Source organism: Methanocalculus sp. (assembly GCF_030651615.1).
Classification (GTDB): Archaea; Halobacteriota; Methanomicrobia; order Methanomicrobiales; family Methanocorpusculaceae; genus Methanocalculus.
This window is the reverse complement of record NZ_JAUSCG010000094.1, coordinates 1-12,848: the sequence shown is the minus strand read 5'-3', so window position 1 is coordinate 12,848 and position 12,848 is coordinate 1. Positions and strand designations below refer to the sequence as shown.

Here is a 12,848-nt window from a genome sequence, read left to right as displayed (position 1 = left end):
ACCATCTGTATGCCGGGTACAACGGGCGGTTGAAGCAAGTACATCCTGATCAAATAGCCCAAAAATCCGTTCAGTTGCTCCGTCTGCCTTCTGGCCCCGGTACTCGCGCCAGAGCGTTTCTGCGAGGGGAAACTCTTCTGGTTTTAGCTCTCGGATGACCTCTGCCATTGTATCGATACTCCGAATATACGTACCTGGAAATCTCACCAGATAGAGATTTCGGTCTATTTCACCAAAATAAGGAGAGTGCCGGTTCTCTGCCGGCTTTTTTTGATCAGTCGATCTTCTCTTTTGAGATCATCTTGATATCAGTTGTATCGATGTTTGACTGAACTGTCTTTAAGATCTCCTGAACGGAGGTTACGGTATCTTTTCCGGGCATCTCGCCGAGGATATCTTCAGAGAGCTCGATCAGGCTTCGTGTATCTTCATCGTCGATATCCTCTGTTGCACCGAGGTACCTCGCACTCTGTTTAATGAGGCTTGAGAGCTCGAACGGGAAGATTATCTTGGTCGCCTGGCCATCAGCCATCTTCTTCAGTGCATCAAGGGAGAGGACCGTGATGGCACGCTTATCAAGCGGACGGGCTCCAAGGGCAAGGATACGGAGACCCTGTGCATCTCCCTGGGCCATCAGAATTTTACTCTGCCGTTCACCCTCGGCTCTCAGAATCTTACTCTGCCGCTCACCTTCTGCTTCGAGGATCATGCTCTGACGAAGCCCCTCTGCTGACAGGATCGCTGCACGCTTCTGTCCGTCTGCCCGAAGAATTGCTGCACGACGTTCACGCTCAGCCGATGTCTGCTCAGTCATCGCCTGCTTGACAGCACCGATCGGGTCGACCTCTTTGATCTCAACCCGCTCAACCTTGACACCCCACTGATCTGTCTCACGGTCGAGCATATCACGGAGTTTTGTATTGATAAGATCCCGGTTGTACAGGACCTCATCAAGTTCCATATCTCCGATTATTCCACGAAGACTGGTCTGGGCAAGTGCTACCGTTGCGGATTTGTAGGCTGCCACCTCAAAGTATGCCTTCTCGGGATCCATCACACGGACATAGATGATCGCATCAACATTTGTCGGTGAGTTATCTTTAGTGATAACCTCCTGTGATGGTACGTCAATAACCTGTGTCCGGAGATCCAGTTTGATTACTTCTGTAATGAATGGGATGATCCAGCGAAAACCGGGGTTCATCCTTCCTGTATAGGTTCCAAGACGGATGGTAAGCCCCTGCTGGTATGGCTGTACAATGACAACACCGCGGGCAAATATGAATACAATAATCAGAATGAGAATGATTGTAACGAAACTATCTATCAGAGCCATTTATCGAACCTCTTCTACAATAACATGCACTCCCTCGGAACTAATGACACGGATTGTCGTTCCGGGGGAGAGTATTCTTTTTGTTGAGCGTGCACTCAACTCGACACCGGAGATCGAGACCTTCCCTGAGAGATCGTCAGACTTCACTTCAACCAGCACTTTCCCTTCCTTCCCGACCAGTGAGTCTCTACTCATTGTCGTCGGAAGTTGATCCGGAGAGAGTCGACGATACAGGAGAACTGAGAGGCTGGCGGCAATCAGGGCGGCTGCCACTCCGATCAGGATTCCCCAGGCACTGCTGAATACATCAATGCCCATGAGGAACATCACCCCAAGGACGATCATCGTAGTGCCCGGAACCGCAAAAAAGAAGCCCGGATTGATGGCTTCAATAAGGAGGAGAAGAGCACCGATGACGATCAGCGCAAAATACAGGTTGGTCTCAAGCACCATACAGACAAATGGGACTGTGAATGTATAATGCTTCCCCATCAGACATTTATCTGATAAGACGGGCGATCTTCACTCCTTTTGGAACTCCGAGAATGCGTGCAATCGGCTCGCATTTGACCATCATCAGGTATGCAACAGGAGGGAGATTTGAATAGTCGGAGAGGGACTCATAATTAGCAAGTCCCTTTGAGATGATCAGGGTTGCCTTCTTAATGGCTGAGGCAAGATCCGGTGGTATAAGATCGAGATTGATGCCAAGTTCCGCTCCTCCGCCGGTTGTGGTCAGGTGGTCGGCGACCTCTTCGATTCCTGCATCCCGTGCCTCATCAAGGGTGGCATCATTTAATATTGGTGCGTCCTTAACGGCGACTGTGACATGCGCACCGAGGTGTTTCAGCTCCTCAATGAGAATTTTGTCAAAAAGGATCTCTCCGGTATTGTCGGTTAAATAGAAGACGCGGCGGGTAAGCTTGGCGATCTCTTCGGAGTCGTCATGATAGAGCCCTTTAGAAAATTCGTGCCTGAAGTAGTTTGTAAAGTCTTCAGAGATCGAATGTCCGAGAACTCCATAATCCATTGCGTTTCCAATGACTGCAGCACAAACTGCTGAATTAAAATCGGAAATAAGAGGCCGGATCTTTGCAACTACATCACGTGCGGCCAGGGTATCTTTATATTTCAGGGTTCGATAGGGATCAGTTGACCCTACTGTTCTATAACAACACCGGTGGACGGCACCTGCAATAACCGGTGCCGGAACGTCATCATTCCAGATGGTGTCGAGTAATGACCTGGCAGCTCTTTGGGCCTCTTCAATCGTCCCTTTATCCTCTGTACAGAGTGCTGCTTGAAATTGCACGCGGGAGAGGAGACAATCCCGACAGTCGTCAGTAATTCTCATAAGATCAACCTGATATGATAGAAAGAGTAGAATGGGGCCACTGCGATTTGAACGCAGGTCAGAAGACCCCCAGTCTCCTAGGATGGCCAGGCTACCCTATGGCCCCGTGTTACCAATATTCGATAGTATTACTTATGTAGTTTGCTCTTTTTTCTCGAGTAATCTGATAATCATCGGTCTGATCCCATCTGTTTAACGGGTTGGTTCATCCCTGAACAATTGTGTGAAACCAAAAAGGTATTTATGTGTAGAGTTAAACAGTCTCTATTCTTCTTTAGCACGTTCATTACTTATGATCAGAATGATATTGAATTGATCATCGGGGTTCGTGCTGCAGAAATAGTGCCGCGAAATAGTATTGGAGATTGTACCAGATGTCATCAACAGGTTCATTAAAGCAGAAGATTCGTCAGTTTATCGACGAGATTTTGACTGTTCCGGGAGTGGATGAGTGTGCACTCGTTTCAAACGATGGTATTCTCATCGGAAAAACCTTCGAAGACTCTATTTCCGCTCAATCATTTGGGGCAATGTGTGCAACAATGATCGCTTCTTCAGAAGCGGCTGCATCGGTTGTCAACATAGAATCTCCATCATGGGTTCTGGTGAAAGGGGCCGCAAAGACGATTATAGTCGTTGGTGCTGGTCCACGACTCCTGATTGCTGTCATCGCAGCCAGAGATGTCGACCCGGAGGTCACCTGTTCTGCCCTCCTTGGTATTGGGGAGCGTATTGGGGGAGCGCTCTGATGAAGGCGACAGTTCTTGTGATTGATGATAATCCGGCAATTGTCGAGGTCTTTGTGACTATGCTAAAGCGTGGTGGTTACGAGACGTATTCTGCGAGTGGTGGTGAAGAAGCCCTTCACCTTCTTGAAGATCTCTCTCCGGATCTGATCCTCCTCGATATCATGATGGAACCGATGGACGGCTGGGAGACGCTGGAAAATATAAAATTAGATCCGGCAACACGTGATATTCCTGTGCTGATGCTGACTGCAAAACAGCTCACACCTGATGAAGCCCAGGAATATGGTATGTATATCGAGGATTATGTCATCAAGCCGATCACGCATAAAGAGCTCTATGACTCGATTGAACATGTCCTCAAGCGCAAAAGTGATATTACCGATGGAATCAGGATTGCAGAAGAGCGGGGTATCAACGCTGTCCTGGTCTCAGAATATGCGCGCCTTGTAAAGAGTGTCGATGTGAATAAACGGCTCATCCGCATTCTTGAAAATACCTATTCCTTAAAGGATCCAAGGACCGGAAGTGTTGACAAGATAGAGAATGCGATAAAAGGGATGAAGAATGGCCTCGCCCTGCAGGAATCCCGTCTTGAACAACTCAGGTCCCAGATTGGGATCTAAATATCTTTTTTTTTTTAAAAAAAACCCGCTCCTCTTACCCGGATGGGCTCTCATATTCTGTCTTTCCAACCACATAGATTGCTAAGGTAAGGACGGCAATCATCCCGATGATCGAAATTGCATCCACGATCTGTATCTGTTCGACATTCAGGATCAGTACTTTTCTGACCATTGCAGTCAGCCCCGCGATCAGGATCGGCCGGACCATTATCTTTTTTGTCCGGAAGTACTCGGTGACGGTCTCAAGCACTTCGACGACGATGATCGTCAGAAGAAGGACATGCAGGACATCAAGGATGCCTGCAATGAGATCTCCTCCAGAGAAGATGGTCAGTATCAGATAGACTGCATCCAGGAATGTCAGGAGTGCGATGATTATTAAGAGGATGGCGATAAGGGTGTAAATGAAGAGGGTGCTCTTCGTAATCGCTGAAATGATCGCTCTCATTGTGGGGGTTAGATGTTCGTACTCTGCCACGTTTCTTCTTCCTCCGATGAGTGAGTAACTCCTTCATGCGCGGTAGAGAAAAAGATGCCGATCATATCGTGACCGATTCCAACTCACGGATCTTATCTCCCTGTATCTTCTCCAATACAGAATGAAAAATAACAAACTATTTATGCTACCATGGCCTTTTCATAATGCTAGGTTTCATTGACCGGTGGGTCCGTAGCTCAGTCAGGTAGAGCGCCTGGCTTTTAACCAGGTGGTCGGGGGTTCAAATCCCCTCGGGCCCGTTTCCACGGTCAAAACTGTGGTTTTTAAGCGGTGAGATCTCTGAACATCATCCTATTCAACACTATTTAAAGGGGCTAATTATTGATGGGCACCAGGTTAAATGTTCTGATGCATGATATGGTGCCAAAGCATCAGATCATGAACGATGAAGAATTGCGCACTCTCCTTACTGATTATAATGTCGCGATGGAGCAGTTGCCAAAGATATATCATGACGACCCGATTGTTAAAGCTATCGAAGCACTGCCGGGAACTGTTATCCGTATCACCCGTAAGAGCCATACGGCAGGTGAAGCGGAAGCGTATCGCCTTGTCGTAAGAAGACCCAAGAAATAATCGGAGATGATCCATCTGATTGATAGAAGCGTATTATCGCAGGCATATTTTTCCAAAGACCATGTTGCACGTCACCAGTTCGAGTCCTTTAACAACTTTTTAGAGTTCAATCTTCAGAAGGTCGTCGATGAACAGCGCGTTATTGAAACGGATATTGAACATCGTGGCAAGAACAATGAAGCAGTATGGGTTGAACTTGGAAAGATCCGGGTTGAGAAACCGATCGTCAGGGAAGCTGACGGTTCACAGAGCGAACTCTTCCCGACAGAGGCACGGCTTCGTAATCTGAATTACGCAGCGCCGATGATCCTCGAGATGACACTCTGTCAGGGTGAAGAGCGGTATGACCCAATCGAAACGACCATCGGGCAGCTTCCGGTCATGATTGGATCCAGGGCCTGCAACCTTTTCGGCCTTACCGATGAGGAGAGGGTTGAACGCGGCGAGGATCGTCTTGATTCCGGCGGGTACTTCATCGTTAATGGAACCGAGCGGGTTCTGATGACGCTTGAAGATCTTGCATCCAACAAGATCATGACCGAGTTTACCGAACGATACAATGAGCAGATTCATGTATCGAAGGTCTTTTCACAGTATCGTGGTTACAGGGCTCTTGTTGTTGTTGAGAAGAATAAGAAGAACCTCCTTGATGTCTCATTCCCCTCAGTTGCCGGACACCTCAAGTTCTCAGATCTTATGCGTTCTCTTGGTCTTGAGACCGACTCCGATATTGTTACGGCAGTCTCTCTTGATGAGGATATCCTCACCTACATGATGCAGAATCTTGAAGCTGCGGAATGCAGTTGTGTTGAAGAAGGGGTTATGTATGTCGGCAAAAAACTTGCTCCGAATCAGACAAAAGAGTACCAGAAGAAGAGGGCTGAATTTGTCCTTGATAACTACCTCCTTCCGCACCTGAATTACCTCATCTCACCATCCCTGAAAGAGGGAGATCCCGGTCATGCCGAGATGGTTCTGAATGTGAGGCTTGCCAAGGCCCATTTCCTCGGCCGTATGGCTGAGGCCTGCTTCCATCTCGCATTGAAGAAGAGAAAGACCGATGACAAGGATCACTACTCGAACAAGAGGCTGAAGCTTGCAGGAGATCTTATGGAAGATCTCTTCAGGATCTCACTCAACCGATTGACAAGGGATGTCAAATATCAGCTTGAACGGGCCAGCATGCGTCACCGTGATCTCTCTATACAAACAGCTGTCAGGGCAGATGTCCTGACCGAGCGTCTCCTTCATCCTCTTGCAACCGGCAACTGGGTAGGCGGAAGAACCGGTGTCTCCCAGCTCCTTGATCGTGTCGATCATATGTCGGTCATCTCTCACTTACGGAGGGTTATATCGCCGCTCTCCCGTTCACAGCCGCACTTCGAGGCGCGAGATCTTCATCCCACCCAGTGGGGTCGAATCTGCCCCTCCGAAACGCCGGAAGGGCCAAATTGTGGTCTCGTCAAGAACTTCGCCCAGCTCGTTGAGGTGAGTAAGGGTGTTGAGGATGAAGAGGAGATTAAACAGGTGCTCTTCAGCATTGGTGTAGCACCACTCAGAGGTGAACTTCAATGATGGCGAAAGGTCGTATCTTTGTCGATGGCGCCCTTATCGGTGTTGTTGATGATGCAAAGGCACTCGCAGCCAGAATCCGCCAGCTCAGACGACGCGGCGAGATCTCAACTGAAATTAACGTTTCATTTAAAGAGTACAGCAACGAGGTTGTCATCAATACAGATCGCGGTCGTGCTCGCAGACCCCTTATCGTACTCGAGAATGGAAAGACGATCATCAATGATGAGGATATCGAAAAGATCCGTGCGGGAGAGTATACCTTTCAGGATATGGTCTCGCAGGGGAAGATCGAGTATGTGGATGCTGAAGAGGAGGATGATCTCTTCATCTCCGTCAGTCAGGAGGGTATCACCCCTGAACATACTCATATGGAGATTGATCCCCAGCTGATCCTCGGAATTGGTGCAGCCCATGTTCCGTTCCCTGAACACAATGCATCACCCCGTGTCACGATGGGTGCAGGGATGGTGAAACAGGCCCTTGGACTGGCCCAGGCAAACATGAAGCTTCGGCCCGATACTCGTGGCCATATGCTTCACTATGGGCAGAAACCACTTGTCAAGACTCAGGCGGCTGAACTGATTGGATCTGAAGAGCGACCGCAGGGATATAACCTCGTTGTTGCTATCCTCAGTTATGAAGGATATAATATTGAAGATGCGCTCATCTTCAATAAAGCCTCAATCGAACGTGGACTTGGCCGATCCCATTTCTTCAGGACATACGAAGGAGAAGAGCGAAGATATCCTGGCGGTCAGATCGATCGGATTCAGATCCCTGATGAAGATGTATCGGGGTCTCATGGCGAGGATGCATACAGAAATCTCGATTCTGATGGTATCATCAGTCCGGAGACTGTTGTAACCGAGAAGTCTGTTCTTATTGGAAAGACCTCTCCCCCAAGGTTCCTTGAAGAGCCGACGGCTGAACTGATCTCGGTTGAGAAGCGGAGGGATACTTCGGTTACGATGAGGAGCAACGAGCATGGTATCGTTGATACAGTTATCCTTACCGAGGGAGAGAACTCATCCCGCCTTGTCAAAGTTCGTACCCGTGACCTCAGAGTGCCGGAGATTGGTGATAAGTTTGCATCCCGACACGGGCAGAAGGGTATTATCGGTCTGATCACACCCCAGGAGAATATGCCCTTCACCGAGGCTGGTATCAGCCCTGATCTCGTCATCAACCCGCATGCCATCCCGTCACGTATGACCATCGGTCACATGATTGAGATGATTGGTGGGAAGGTCGGAAGTCTTCAGGGGCGCAGGATCGATGCAACACCATTCCGTGGAGAGAAAGAGTTTGCACTCAGGAAGGAACTGCAGGGACTCGGTTTCTCCCACACCGGAAGAGAGGTGATGTATGATGGAATCACCGGCAGACGGTTTGCCGCTGATATCTATGTGGGAGTGATCTTCTACCAGAAGCTCTACCATATGGTCTCAACAAAGATGCATGCACGTTCCCGTGGACCAGTACAGGTGCTGACTCGTCAGCCGACCGAAGGTCGTGCACGTGAGGGAGGTCTCCGTTTCGGTGAGATGGAGCGTGATGTTATGATCGGCCACGGTGCAGCGATGGCCTTAAAAGAGCGTCTCCTTGATGAGTCGGATGCCGTTAAAGAATGGGTCTGTGCTCAGTGCGGTATGATCGCGATGTATGATGCAAAGCGAAAGATAACGTGCTGCCTTGCCTGCGGTGCAGAGACGGATATTTATGAGGTCGAGATGAGTTACGCCTTCAAACTTCTGCTTGATGAGATGATCAGTATGGGTATTGCACCACGACTGAAGTTAGAGGATATTGTCTGAGGTGATTGTGCAATGCCAAGTCCAAAGCGAATAGGTAAGTTAGATTTTGGTCTTCTTTCACCAAAAGATGTCAGAAAGATGAGTGTATGTAAGGTGATCTGGCCTGACACCTATGACGATGATGGTTTTCCCTACAGCAAGGGTCTGATGGACCCAAGCCTTGGTGTCATCGATCCGGGTCTTCGGTGCAGAACCTGTGGTCAGAAGTCCGGTGATTGTCCGGGTCATTTTGGCCATATTGATCTCGCTAAACCGGTCATTCATGTCGGCTACACTCGTTTAATCAGAAAACTCCTCAGAGTAACCTGCAGAAATTGTGGGCGACTTCTCCTCGAACCTCAGGAGATCGATAAATTCTCTGCCCTTGAAGAGGACCCCTTCTCGACCGATGTCGTTTCTGAGAAGGATATCAAGAAGGAACGTGTCTGCCCTCACTGTGCCGATCAGCAGATGAAGGTGAACTTTGAAAAGCCCACCACCTTCATGGAGGTATGGACTGAGGATGGCCGGAAGGTAGAGCACAAGCTGACACCTGCAGATATTCGGGCAAGGCTTGAGCGTGTTCCTGATGACGATCTCCGAATCCTTGGAATTGATGCAACTGTTGCACGTCCCGAATGGACGATTCTGACTGTCCTGTCAGTTCCACCTGTAACAATGCGCCCATCTATTATCCTTGAGAATGGTCAGCGTTCAGAGGATGATCTCACCCATAAGCTCGTTGATATCATCAGGATCAACCAGCGGTTTAAAGAGAATCAGGATGCGGGGGCACCTCAGCTGATCATTGAGGATCTCTGGGAACTGCTCCAGTACCATGTGACAACCTATATGGATAACGAGGTTGCCGGATGCCCACCTGCACGACATCGTTCCGGCCGTCCATTAAAGACCCTCTCCCAGAGACTGAAAGGAAAAGATGGTCGTTTCAGAGGGTCGCTCTCTGGAAAACGTGTTAACTTCTCTGCCCGTACTGTCATCTCACCTGATCCGAACCTCTCCGTATCTGAGCTCGGTATTCCGCTTGCGATTGCAAACGAGATGTCGATCCCGGTAAGGGTGACAAGAGAGAATATCGAGGAGCTTCGTGAGAGGATCCTTGTTGGGCCTGAACGCCCGACAATGCGAGATCCCTGTGGTGCAAACTATGCGATCCGCCCGGATAAACGGAGACTCCGTCTTCATGGAGGCTCCGGCCCGCTTGACAACCGTGAGATGGTTGCATCGATGCTCGAAGTCGGATGGACAGTTGATCGTCAGCTTCGTGACGGTGATATAGTCCTCTTCAACAGGCAGCCGTCACTTCACCGGATGAGTATCATGTCTCACCGGATCAAGCTGATGGGTGATCGGACATTCAGACTGAATCCTGCGGTCTGTCCTCCATACAATGCGGACTTTGACGGGGATGAGATGAATATGCATGTTCCGCAGACCGAAGAGGCACGAGCTGAAGCCTTCCTTCTTGCCTCGGTTCAGGAGAATATCCTCTCCCCGCGTTTTGGCGGTCCGATCATCGGTGGTATCCATGACCATATCTCCGGGATCTTCCTGCTGACACACGAGACACAGTGGTTCACAAAGAAGGACGCTCTCTATCTCTTAAAGCATGCAAATATCGATTTCCTTCCAAAACCAGGCAAAGTAGAGGACGGTATTGCATACTGGAGCAATAAACAGGTCTTCTCCCAGATCCTGCCGAGAGGGCTTAACATGGTCTATCGGGCAACTTCATGTAAGAACTGCCCCGAATGTAAAAATGACCTCTGTGAACGAGATGCTTTTATACGGATCATCGATGGTGACCTCATAGCCGGGACGATCGATAAGAAGTCTGTCGGTGCGTTTGATGGTGCTATCATGAACCGGATCATTCGTGAGCAGGGTCTTGGACGCGCCCGCCAGTACATTGACGATATGACAAAGCTCTCGATCCGGAGTATCATGTTCATCGGTTTCTCTTTTGGAATTGATGATGAAGATCTCAGCAGGACCGAGTATGGTCAGATCCGTGATCTCCTTGACGAGGCAGAGGTCGATGTCGAGAAGAGAATTCGGATCTATAATGATGGTCAGCTTGAACCGATGCCGGGAAGAACTGCTGAAGAGACACTGGAGATGCAGATTATGCAGGTCCTCGGAAAAGCCAGGGATAAAACCGGTGATATCGCAGGTCGTCACCTTGGTCTTGGCAACTCTGCTGTGGTCATGGCAGTCTCCGGTGCACGTGGTTCGATGCTGAACCTGACACAGATGGCCGGTTGTATCGGCCAGCAGTCGGTTCGTGGTGAACGTATCGTTCGAGGATATGAAGGGAGAACCCTTCCCCACTTTAAGAAGTACGATCAGGGCGCCGGTGCGCATGGTTTCATCCGAAACTCGTATAAGAGTGGAATATCCCCTACCGAGTTCTTCTTCCATGCAATTGGTGGTCGTGAAGGTCTCGTCGATACTGCAGTCAGGACGTCCCAGAGCGGGTACCTCCAGAGGAGGCTGATCAATGCTTTACAGGATCTGAAGGTTGCCTATGACGGAACAGTCAGGACGACCGGAGGCCGGATCATACAATTCCAGTTCGGAGAAGATGGAACCGATCCGACGAAGAGTGCATTTGGAGATCCCGTCGATGTCAAAGGTATCGTTGAGAGTGTATTGAAGGAGGAGGTCTGAGATGAACGGTCAGTATATTGAGAGGCTTGCCTCCATTTCACTCCCTGAGACGATCAGGGATCTTATCACCACCTGGCTTGCAGCGCGTGAAGTGGATGAGGATGTATTCGAACGTATCCTCAGAAGAATTATTCGTATTCATGAAGCTTCTCTTCCTGTCAAGACGCATGATCAGCTGGTCTCTCTCCTCCTTAAAAGAGAGGAAAAGGACTCTCCTGTTACAGATGAGCAGTTTGATGAGATCCTTATGCGTGTCGTGAAGGAGTACGGGCAGACCCGGATAGAACCCTGTGAGGCGGTTGGGATCATCGCAGCGCAATCTATTGGTGAGCCTGGTACACAGATGACCATGCGTACCTTCCATTATGCCGGTGTCGCAGAGATTAACGTGACACTTGGTCTTCCGCGTCTCATTGAGATCATGGATGCCAGAAAGGAGCCTTCAACCCCGACGATGACGATCTATTTAGAAGATGGATATCGTGATGACAGGGATAAGGCTCGTGAGGTCTCCTGGGATGTCGAAGCGTCACCGCTCCATGAGTTTGGTGATATCACAACAGATATGGAGAATATGCGCGTCATCGTCACCTTAAACAAAGCGGTCTGTGATAAACGCAGGATCAAGGTCTCTGAGATTCTTGAGCGCGCTCCGGCAAAGATCCGTGAACGGCGCCATTACCGTGATTTTGAATTTGAGGTGAATGAACCTGAAGGTATCATTCGTTTCCTTCCAAAAGACCCGTTAAGTTACCAGAATCTCTTCCAGCTCGTAGAACATGTCAGAAATGTTATCGTTCAGGGTATCGATGATATCAGGCGAGTCGTTGTTCGAAAAGAGTCAGGAGAGTATATCCTATATACTGAGGGGTCTAACCTTAAGGACGTATTCGAGGTAGAGGGCGTGGATACCTCACGTACCCGCACGAATAATATCAACGAGATCTCTCAAATTCTCGGAATCGAGGCCGCACGGAATGCGATCATTCATGAAGCGAACAGTACGCTTCGTGAACAGGGTATCGGTGTTGATGTCCGCCATATCATGCTTGTCGCTGATATGATGTGCATGGATGGCGAGGTCAAACAGATCGGGCGTCACGGTATCGCTGGAGAGAAGGAAAGTGTCCTCTCACGTGCGGCATTTGAGGTGACGGTGAATCACCTCCTCGATGCTTCGATTGCGCATGAGTTTGATGAACTCTGCGGTGTGACAGAGAACGTCATCGTTGGTCAGCCGATCCAACTCGGAACAGGTGATGTTCGTCTGGTCGTTAAACCGATGAGACAGATCACCAGAACAGGTGAAAACTAATGGATTTCAATGCATCTTTACGCAGGGCAATGAAGACCGGAACGGTCACGCTCGGTCGGAACAGTACAGAATCGAGTATTCAAGAGGCAACAGCCCGACTCGTTATAATTGCGAAGAACTGCCCGGAAGACTTTAAAAAATTTGTTGAAGGACAGGAGAATGTCGCTGTTTACCAGTACAACGGCTCAGGCCGCCAGCTTGGTAAGGAGTGCGGAAAGGATTTCATCGTCAGTGCACTTGCTGTCATCGATGCCGGTGAGTCCGACATCCTCAACCTTCAGAGAGCCTAATATGTCGGAAATAACTTTAACTGAAGACTGCATGCGGTTGATCTCAC

The 12,848-nt window shown here is 49.3% G+C and carries 12 protein-coding genes, 2 tRNA genes and 1 pseudogene; 9 read left to right on the top strand and 6 right to left on the bottom strand.

Features of this window, described 5'->3' with window-relative positions; translation table 11 throughout:
• From Q7V06_RS04020 to Q7V06_RS04000, 5 genes and pseudogenes are all read right to left on the bottom strand, one after another.
• Positions 1-207, bottom strand: a pseudogene (locus Q7V06_RS04020) (hypothetical protein); the annotation flags it as partial.
• Positions 208-274: 67 nt separating this feature from the next.
• Complete coding sequence (locus Q7V06_RS04015) at positions 275-1,336, bottom strand: SPFH domain-containing protein (RefSeq protein ID WP_304838452.1); 1,062 nt, start codon at positions 1,334-1,336, stop codon at positions 275-277.
• Entirely contained in the window at positions 1,337-1,789 is a 453-nt protein-coding gene (locus tag Q7V06_RS04010) for an NfeD family protein (protein WP_304838449.1), read from the bottom strand.
• A 46-nt stretch (positions 1,790-1,835) separates the two neighbouring features.
• The gene (locus Q7V06_RS04005) at positions 1,836-2,690 is read right to left on the bottom strand and encodes a DUF89 domain-containing protein (protein ID WP_304838446.1); all 855 of its coding nucleotides are present in this window, start codon (positions 2,688-2,690) and stop codon (positions 1,836-1,838) included.
• Between the two features lie 32 nt (positions 2,691-2,722).
• Positions 2,723-2,796, bottom strand: a tRNA-Pro gene (locus tag Q7V06_RS04000).
• A 268-nt stretch (positions 2,797-3,064) separates the two neighbouring features.
• Here Q7V06_RS04000 and Q7V06_RS03995 point away from each other — a divergent pair.
• The gene (locus Q7V06_RS03995) at positions 3,065-3,439 is read left to right on the top strand and encodes a roadblock/LC7 domain-containing protein (protein ID WP_304838443.1); all 375 of its coding nucleotides are present in this window, start codon (positions 3,065-3,067) and stop codon (positions 3,437-3,439) included.
• Complete coding sequence (locus Q7V06_RS03990; protein WP_304838441.1) at positions 3,439-4,062, top strand: response regulator; 624 nt, start codon at positions 3,439-3,441, stop codon at positions 4,060-4,062. Before Q7V06_RS03995 ends, Q7V06_RS03990 begins: the two co-directional genes overlap by 1 nt.
• A gap of 34 nt (positions 4,063-4,096) precedes the next feature.
• Here the strand turns inward: Q7V06_RS03990 and Q7V06_RS03985 are convergent, their stop codons facing one another.
• Positions 4,097-4,540 (bottom strand): phosphate-starvation-inducible PsiE family protein, encoded by a 444-nt coding sequence (locus tag Q7V06_RS03985; RefSeq protein WP_304838438.1) that lies wholly within the window; start codon positions 4,538-4,540, stop codon positions 4,097-4,099.
• 186 nt (positions 4,541-4,726) lie between these two features.
• On the opposite strand from Q7V06_RS03985, the gene Q7V06_RS03980 reads away from it, so the two are divergent.
• The 7 genes from Q7V06_RS03980 to Q7V06_RS03950 all read left to right on the top strand — a co-directional run bounded on the left by Q7V06_RS03980 (position 4,727) and on the right by Q7V06_RS03950 (position 12,801).
• A tRNA-Lys gene (locus Q7V06_RS03980) sits at positions 4,727-4,800 on the top strand.
• 85 nt (positions 4,801-4,885) lie between these two features.
• The gene (locus Q7V06_RS03975; protein WP_304838433.1) at positions 4,886-5,137 is read left to right on the top strand and encodes a DNA-directed RNA polymerase subunit H; all 252 of its coding nucleotides are present in this window, start codon (positions 4,886-4,888) and stop codon (positions 5,135-5,137) included.
• A 6-nt stretch (positions 5,138-5,143) separates the two neighbouring features.
• Entirely contained in the window at positions 5,144-6,712 is a 1,569-nt protein-coding gene (locus tag Q7V06_RS03970) for a DNA-directed RNA polymerase subunit B'' (protein ID WP_304838431.1), read from the top strand.
• A complete protein-coding gene (gene rpoB, locus Q7V06_RS03965; RefSeq protein WP_304838455.1) occupies positions 6,712-8,526 on the top strand; it encodes a DNA-directed RNA polymerase subunit B in 1,815 nt (604 codons plus the stop codon). The genes Q7V06_RS03970 and rpoB overlap by 1 nt, the downstream gene beginning before the upstream one ends.
• Positions 8,527-8,538: 12 nt before the next feature.
• A complete protein-coding gene (locus Q7V06_RS03960) occupies positions 8,539-11,196 on the top strand; it encodes a DNA-directed RNA polymerase subunit A' (RefSeq protein ID WP_304838429.1) in 2,658 nt (885 codons plus the stop codon).
• 1 nt (position 11,197) lies between these two features.
• Entirely contained in the window at positions 11,198-12,511 is a 1,314-nt protein-coding gene (gene rpoA2 / locus Q7V06_RS03955; protein ID WP_304838426.1) for a DNA-directed RNA polymerase subunit A'', read from the top strand.
• The gene (locus Q7V06_RS03950) at positions 12,511-12,801 is read left to right on the top strand and encodes a 50S ribosomal protein L30e (RefSeq protein ID WP_304838424.1); all 291 of its coding nucleotides are present in this window, start codon (positions 12,511-12,513) and stop codon (positions 12,799-12,801) included. Before rpoA2 ends, Q7V06_RS03950 begins: the two co-directional genes overlap by 1 nt.
• Positions 12,802-12,848 lie beyond the last annotated feature (47 nt).

Bases quoted from the DNA above. Each gene is read 5' to 3' on its own strand.
- Q7V06_RS04015 (WP_304838452.1), bottom strand. From the start codon at position 1,336: ATGGCTCTGATAGATAGTTTCGTTACAATCATTCTCATTCTGATTATT.
- Q7V06_RS04010 (WP_304838449.1), bottom strand. From the start codon at position 1,789: ATGGTGCTTGAGACCAACCTGTATTTTGCGCTGATCGTCATCGGTGCT.
- Q7V06_RS04005 (WP_304838446.1), bottom strand. From the start codon at position 2,690: ATGAGAATTACTGACGACTGTCGGGATTGTCTCCTCTCCCGCGTGCAA.
- Q7V06_RS03995 (WP_304838443.1), top strand. From the start codon at position 3,065: ATGTCATCAACAGGTTCATTAAAGCAGAAGATTCGTCAGTTTATCGAC.
- Q7V06_RS03990 (WP_304838441.1), top strand. From the start codon at position 3,439: ATGAAGGCGACAGTTCTTGTGATTGATGATAATCCGGCAATTGTCGAG.
- Q7V06_RS03975 (WP_304838433.1), top strand. From the start codon at position 4,886: ATGGGCACCAGGTTAAATGTTCTGATGCATGATATGGTGCCAAAGCAT.
- Q7V06_RS03970 (WP_304838431.1), top strand. From the start codon at position 5,144: ATGATCCATCTGATTGATAGAAGCGTATTATCGCAGGCATATTTTTCC.
- rpoB (WP_304838455.1), top strand. From the start codon at position 6,712: ATGGCGAAAGGTCGTATCTTTGTCGATGGCGCCCTTATCGGTGTTGTT.
- Q7V06_RS03960 (WP_304838429.1), top strand. From the start codon at position 8,539: ATGCCAAGTCCAAAGCGAATAGGTAAGTTAGATTTTGGTCTTCTTTCA.
- rpoA2 (WP_304838426.1), top strand. From the start codon at position 11,198: ATGAACGGTCAGTATATTGAGAGGCTTGCCTCCATTTCACTCCCTGAG.
- Q7V06_RS03950 (WP_304838424.1), top strand. From the start codon at position 12,511: ATGGATTTCAATGCATCTTTACGCAGGGCAATGAAGACCGGAACGGTC.